Source organism: Ruegeria sp. BHSC029, from assembly GCF_059613085.1.
Window position 1 is genome coordinate 1 of record NZ_JBXWRU010000015.1, and the last position, 5,980, is coordinate 5,980.

Below are 5,980 nucleotides of genomic sequence, written 5' to 3' on the forward strand. Positions count from 1 at the left end.
TGGTTGCGGGAGCAGGATTTGAACCTGCGACCTTCAGGTTATGAGCCTGACGAGCTACCGGGCTGCTCCATCCCGCGACACTTTGGGTTGGTCTGTTGCCTATTTGGCTGATTGAGACCTGGTCGTGTTTTTTGATCGTTTTAGAGAGGGGGGATTTTTCTAGGTTTGGCGGTGACCTACTCTCCCGGGGCTTGAGCCCAAGTACCATTGGCGCTGCAGTGCTTAACTTCCGGGTTCGGGATGGGACCGGGTGTTTCACTTGCGCTATGACCACCAAACCGAGGAAAATCCCCGTCGCTCTTTTTGCTTTGCAAAAAGGCGAAGCGCGGGAGGCGGCGTATTCGCTTGCGAATGCGCGTTCCCGCACGGTTGTGTCACCCCTTGCGGGGTTTCACATCAATCAACGTTGTCCAACTCAAGGTCAGTGTATGCTTTTGGTGATTTGTCTTTCTGTTACTGGATCAAATCAAGCCTATCGGGCGATTAGTACCGGTCAACTGAACGCATTGCTGCGCTTACATCTCCGGCCTATTGACGTGGTGGTCTTCCACGGCCCTCAGGGAGACCTTGTTTTGAGGGGGGCTTCCCGCTTAGATGCCTTCAGCGGTTATCCTGTCCGATCATAGCTACCCTGCACTGCCGTTGGCACGACAACAGGTCCACCAGTGGATCGTTCACCCCGGTCCTCTCGTACTAGGGGCAACTCCTCTCAAGTCTCCTACACCCACGGCAGATAGGGACCGAACTGTCTCACGACGTTCTAAACCCAGCTCACGTACCTCTTTAAACGGCGAACAGCCGTACCCTTGGGACCTGCTCCAGCCCCAGGATGAGATGAGCCGACATCGAGGTGCCAAACACTGCCGTCGATATGGACTCTTGGGCAGTATCAGCCTGTTATCCCCGGCGTACCTTTTATCCGTTGAGCGATGGCCCTTCCACTCGGGACCACCGGATCACTATGGCCGTCTTTCGACTCTGCTCGACTTGTCAGTCTCGCAGTCAGGCTGGCTTCTGCCATTGCACTCAACGAGCGATTTCCGACCGCTCTGAGCCAACCTTCGCGCGCCTCCGTTACGCTTTAGGAGGCGACCGCCCCAGTCAAACTACCCGCCACGCAGGGTCCCGGATCCGGATAACGGACCGCGGTTAGACATCAAGAATGCAAAGGGTGGTATCTCAAGGGAGGCTCCACAGGAACTGGCGTCCCTGCTTCGAAGCCTACCACCTATCCTGCACATTGCAGTCCTGATGCCAGTGCGAAGCTGTAGTAAAGGTGCACGGGGTCTTTCCGTCTAACCGCGGGAAGCCTGCATCTTGACAGGCAATTCAATTTCGCTGAGTCGATGTTGGAGACAGCGGGGAAGTCGTTACGCCATTCGTGCAGGTCGGAACTTACCCGACAAGGAATTTCGCTACCTTAGGACCGTTATAGTTACGGCCGCCGTTTACCTGGGCTTCAATTCAAGGCTCTCACCTCTCCTTTTAACCTTCAGGCACCGGGCAGGCGTCAGACCCTATACGTCGTCTTGCGACTTCGCAGAGCCCTGTGTTTTTAATAAACAGTCGCCACCCCCTGGTTTGTGCCCCCAGCCCCTAGTTGCCTAGGAACCGGGCCTCCTTCTCGCGAACTTACGGAGGTATTTTGCCGAGTTCCTTCAACATCGTTCTCTCAAGCGCCTTGGTATGCTCTACCAGTCCACCTGTGTCGGTTTAGGGTACGGTCTGATGGAGGGCTATTTCCAGGAACCACTCAGCAGCCCAATCAATCCGATAAGATTGAACTACACCTGTGATCCGTCACATCCTCCTGGCCCAGGAATATTAACCTGGTTCCCATCGCCTACGCCTTTCGGCCTCGGCTTAGGGGCCGGCTTACCCTGCTCAGATTAGCTTTAAGCAGGAACCCTTGGACTTTCGGCGAGAGTGTCTCTCACACTCTTTGTCGCTACTCATGTCATCATTCTCACTAGTGATCTCTCCACCGGATCCCTCACAGGCCGGCTTCATCGAAAGATCCTCGCCTCCAATATCCCCGAAGGGATCAAGGAGGCATGGATCTATGTCACACTACGCTCTGCTACCATGCCTTACGGCATCCTAAGCTTCGGCTCATGGCTTGAGCCCCGTTACATCTTCGCCGCAGGACAACTTGTTTAGACCAGTGAGCTGTTACGCTATCTTTAAAGGATGGCTGCTTCTAAGCCAACCTCCTGGTTGTTTTGGTCGTCCCACCTGCTTTCCCACTTAGCCATGAATTGGGGGCCTTAGCTGTAGGTCAGGGTTGTTTCCCTCTCCACTACGGACGTTAGCATCCGCAGTGTGTCTGCCATCTAGTACTCCCGGGTATTCGGAGTTTGGTTAGGATCAGTAAGCCTGTGGGGCCCCATTACCCATCCAGTGCTCTACCCCCCGGGGTATTCGGATGACGCTCTACCTAAATAGATTTCGCAGAGAACCAGCTATCTCCGAGTTTGATTGGCCTTTCACCCCTAGGCACAGCTCATCCCGATCCTTTTCAACGGATGTGGGTTCGGTCCTCCAGTGCGTGTTACCGCACCTTCAACCTGGCCATGCCTAGATCACTCGGTTTCGGGTCTGATCCCACGAACTCATACGCCCTATTAAGACTCGCTTTCGCTACGCCTACACCTAACGGCTTAAGCTTGCTCGTGAGACCAAGTCGATGACCCATTATACAAAAGGTACGCCGTCAGCTCGCTAGGAGCCTCCGACTGATTGTAGGCGTTCGGTTTCAGGTACTGTTTCACTCCCCTCGTCGGGGTGCTTTTCACCTTTCCCTCACGGTACTGGTTCGCTATCGGTCAGCAAGGAGTACTTAGCCTTCGAAGGTGGTCCTCCGATCTTCAGACAGAATTTCACGTGTTCCGCCCTACTTAATACGTCCGTCAAAGCTTCGAATACGGGGCTGTCACCCGCTATGGCCATGCTTCCCAACATGTTCTTCTCACTTATCCGGCTCGGCTGGTCCCCGTTCGCTCGCCGCTACTAGGGGAGTATCAATTGATTTCCTTTCCTCCGGGTACTTAGATGTTTCAGTTCCCCGGGTTTGCCCTTAAAACCCTATGTATTCAGGTCTTAAGTACCTGTTTAAACCCCATATTGAGTATCAAAGATAACAATATGAAGCTTTCAGGTGGGTTGCCCCATTCAGAGATCCATGGATCAAAGCTTATTCTCAGCTCCCCATGGCTTATCGCAGAGTATCACGTCTTTCATCGCCTCTTGCTGCCAAGGCATTCACCAAACGCCCTTCTCGCGCTTGATTTGATCCAGAAAGAGAAAGACTTGATATTGGCACTACCGCCTATTCGGCTACTTGAGTGCGTTTGACCGCACACAACCAAAGCTGCGCTAGTAATCAAATCAATCGCGACCGCCCAGCTGGTAACTAAAGGCGATCTTTCTTCTGAACCAAAAGCATACTTTCCCGCCTTCCATCCTGGAACCCGCGCTGCCGATGTCGGTCGGCCCCGCGCGGAGAATGGAAGACATGCATGATCGTCAGATCATGCGGGTTAGTGTACTTGACTTGGACAACTCTGTTCGTTTCAGCCGCGATAGCCGTGGACAGGCGAGGAAACACCCGTGTCACAACCCGCTCACCCGAAGATGAGAACGACTGAGATCAACGCCACACTCGGCGCCAATCAAACAGTGTTGATTGATTTCTCTCTTAACGATGTCAAAGGATACGTCCAATCGGACGGCTGAACACTCAAACAAGTGCTCAACGATCTGATCGAAGCGAGGAATGGTGGGTCGAGGAGGACTTGAACCTCCGACCTCACGCTTATCAGGCGTGCGCTCTAACCACCTGAGCTACCGACCCATCTCTCAATAGGGCCGACTGCAAATCATGGTGGAGCCTAGGAGGATCGAACTCCTGACCTCCTGAATGCAAATCAGGCGCTCTCCCAGCTGAGCTAAGGCCCCTTGCCGGATCCAGCACCAATCGCAGGATCCATCTGTCTGAAGAGATATGAGGACGGCTCGGTCCTTGAGTTTGACCAACTTTGCTTGTTGATCTTCTGCTAAGTGTATCACGAGATCTGCGAACAGATCTAACTAGATACATCCTTAGAAAGGAGGTGATCCAGCCGCAGGTTCCCCTACGGCTACCTTGTTACGACTTCACCCCAGTCGCTGATCCTACCGTGGTCCGCTGCCTCCAAAAGGTTGGCGCACGGCCGTCGGGTAGAACCAACTCCCATGGTGTGACGGGCGGTGTGTACAAGGCCCGGGAACGTATTCACCGCGTCATGCTGTTACGCGATTACTAGCGATTCCGACTTCATGGGGTCGAGTTGCAGACCCCAATCCGAACTGAGACAGCTTTTTGGGATTAACCCATTGTCACTGCCATTGTAGCACGTGTGTAGCCCAACCCGTAAGGGCCATGAGGACTTGACGTCATCCACACCTTCCTCCCGCTTATCACGGGCAGTTTCCTTAGAGTGCCCAGCCGAACTGCTGGCAACTAAGGACGTGGGTTGCGCTCGTTGCCGGACTTAACCGAACATCTCACGACACGAGCTGACGACAGCCATGCAGCACCTGTCACTAGGTCACCGAAGTGAAAGACCCATCTCTGGGACGGTCCTAGGATGTCAAGGGTTGGTAAGGTTCTGCGCGTTGCTTCGAATTAAACCACATGCTCCACCGCTTGTGCGGGCCCCCGTCAATTCCTTTGAGTTTTAATCTTGCGACCGTACTCCCCAGGCGGAATGCTTAATCCGTTAGGTGTGTCACCGAATAGCATGCTACCCGACGACTGGCATTCATCGTTTACGGTGTGGACTACCAGGGTATCTAATCCTGTTTGCTCCCCACACTTTCGCACCTCAGCGTCAGTATCGAGCCAGTGAGCCGCCTTCGCCACTGGTGTTCCTCCGAATATCTACGAATTTCACCTCTACACTCGGAATTCCACTCACCTCTCTCGAACTCTAGACCGATAGTTTTGGAGGCCGTTCCGGGGTTGAGCCCCGGGATTTCACCCCCAACTTTCCGATCCGCCTACGTGCGCTTTACGCCCAGTAATTCCGAACAACGCTAACCCCCTCCGTATTACCGCGGCTGCTGGCACGGAGTTAGCCGGGGTTTCTTTACCTGCTACCGTCATTATCTTCACAGGCGAAAGAGCTTTACGACCCTAGGGCCTTCATCACTCACGCGGCATGGCTGGATCAGGGTTGCCCCCATTGTCCAAGATTCCCCACTGCTGCCTCCCGTAGGAGTCTGGGCCGTGTCTCAGTCCCAGTGTTGCTGATCATCCTCTAAAACCAGCTATAGATCGTAGGCTTGGTAGGCCATTACCCCACCAACTACCTAATCTAACGCGGGCTAATCCAAAGGCGATAAATCTTTCCCCCGAAGGGCACATACGGTATTACTCTCCGTTTCCAGAGGCTATTCCGTACCTTTGGGCATATTCCCACGCGTTACTAACCCGTCCGCCGCTCGCCCCGAAAGGCGCGCTCGACTTGCATGTGTTAGGCCTGCCGCCAGCGTTCGTTCTGAGCCAGGATCAAACTCTCAAGTTGAAAGGCTATTGCTAACCTATCCTTGACGTTCGAACCTCTGCACATCTCATCTGGTGGCTAAACCAGATGAAGTCATCTGTTTGATGTACACAGATCTCCTAAGAAATCAGTGAACCACTCAAACAGTGAAGCTGACACTCTATCATCGGACCGAAACCCTAAGAGCGCGATATACAGACATTCAATCCGTCGAAACGAACCAAACCGCCCACATATCTCTTCAGTATCCAGCAATGTCAAAGAACATAACACCAAGAGCCAAAAACCAGACCGTTGCGCCAATAAATCAGCGCGCCCGCCTAAACACTCACTCAAGATGCCCCCGGTCTCTCCCAGGCGTCTCAACCGTCTTTCCAGTCCGTCAGGCCGTCCATCCGACCAACCAACACCGCCTCAGCAGCGCCGGTGAAGGG

Annotated in this window: 3 tRNA genes and 3 rRNA genes; all 6 read right to left on the reverse strand. The window is 53.8% G+C overall.

Annotated elements, in window-relative coordinates:
• The 6 genes from AC2FML_RS19155 to AC2FML_RS19180 all read right to left on the reverse strand — a co-directional run bounded on the left by AC2FML_RS19155 (position 1) and on the right by AC2FML_RS19180 (position 5,567).
• A tRNA-Met gene (locus AC2FML_RS19155) sits at positions 1–77 on the reverse strand.
• Between the two features lie 86 nt (positions 78–163).
• A 5S ribosomal RNA gene (gene rrf / locus AC2FML_RS19160) occupies positions 164–278 on the reverse strand.
• 184 nt (positions 279–462) lie between these two features.
• Positions 463–3,289: ribosomal RNA gene (locus AC2FML_RS19165) — 23S ribosomal RNA — on the reverse strand.
• Positions 3,290–3,776: 487 nt separating this feature from the next.
• Positions 3,777–3,853 (reverse strand) — tRNA-Ile (locus AC2FML_RS19170).
• A gap of 28 nt (positions 3,854–3,881) precedes the next feature.
• Positions 3,882–3,957: transfer RNA gene (locus AC2FML_RS19175), tRNA-Ala, on the reverse strand.
• 148 nt (positions 3,958–4,105) lie between these two features.
• Positions 4,106–5,567 (reverse strand): 16S ribosomal RNA (locus tag AC2FML_RS19180).
• The 16S, 23S and 5S rRNA genes sit together here with 3 tRNA genes alongside, the layout of an rRNA operon.
• Positions 5,568–5,980 lie beyond the last annotated feature (413 nt).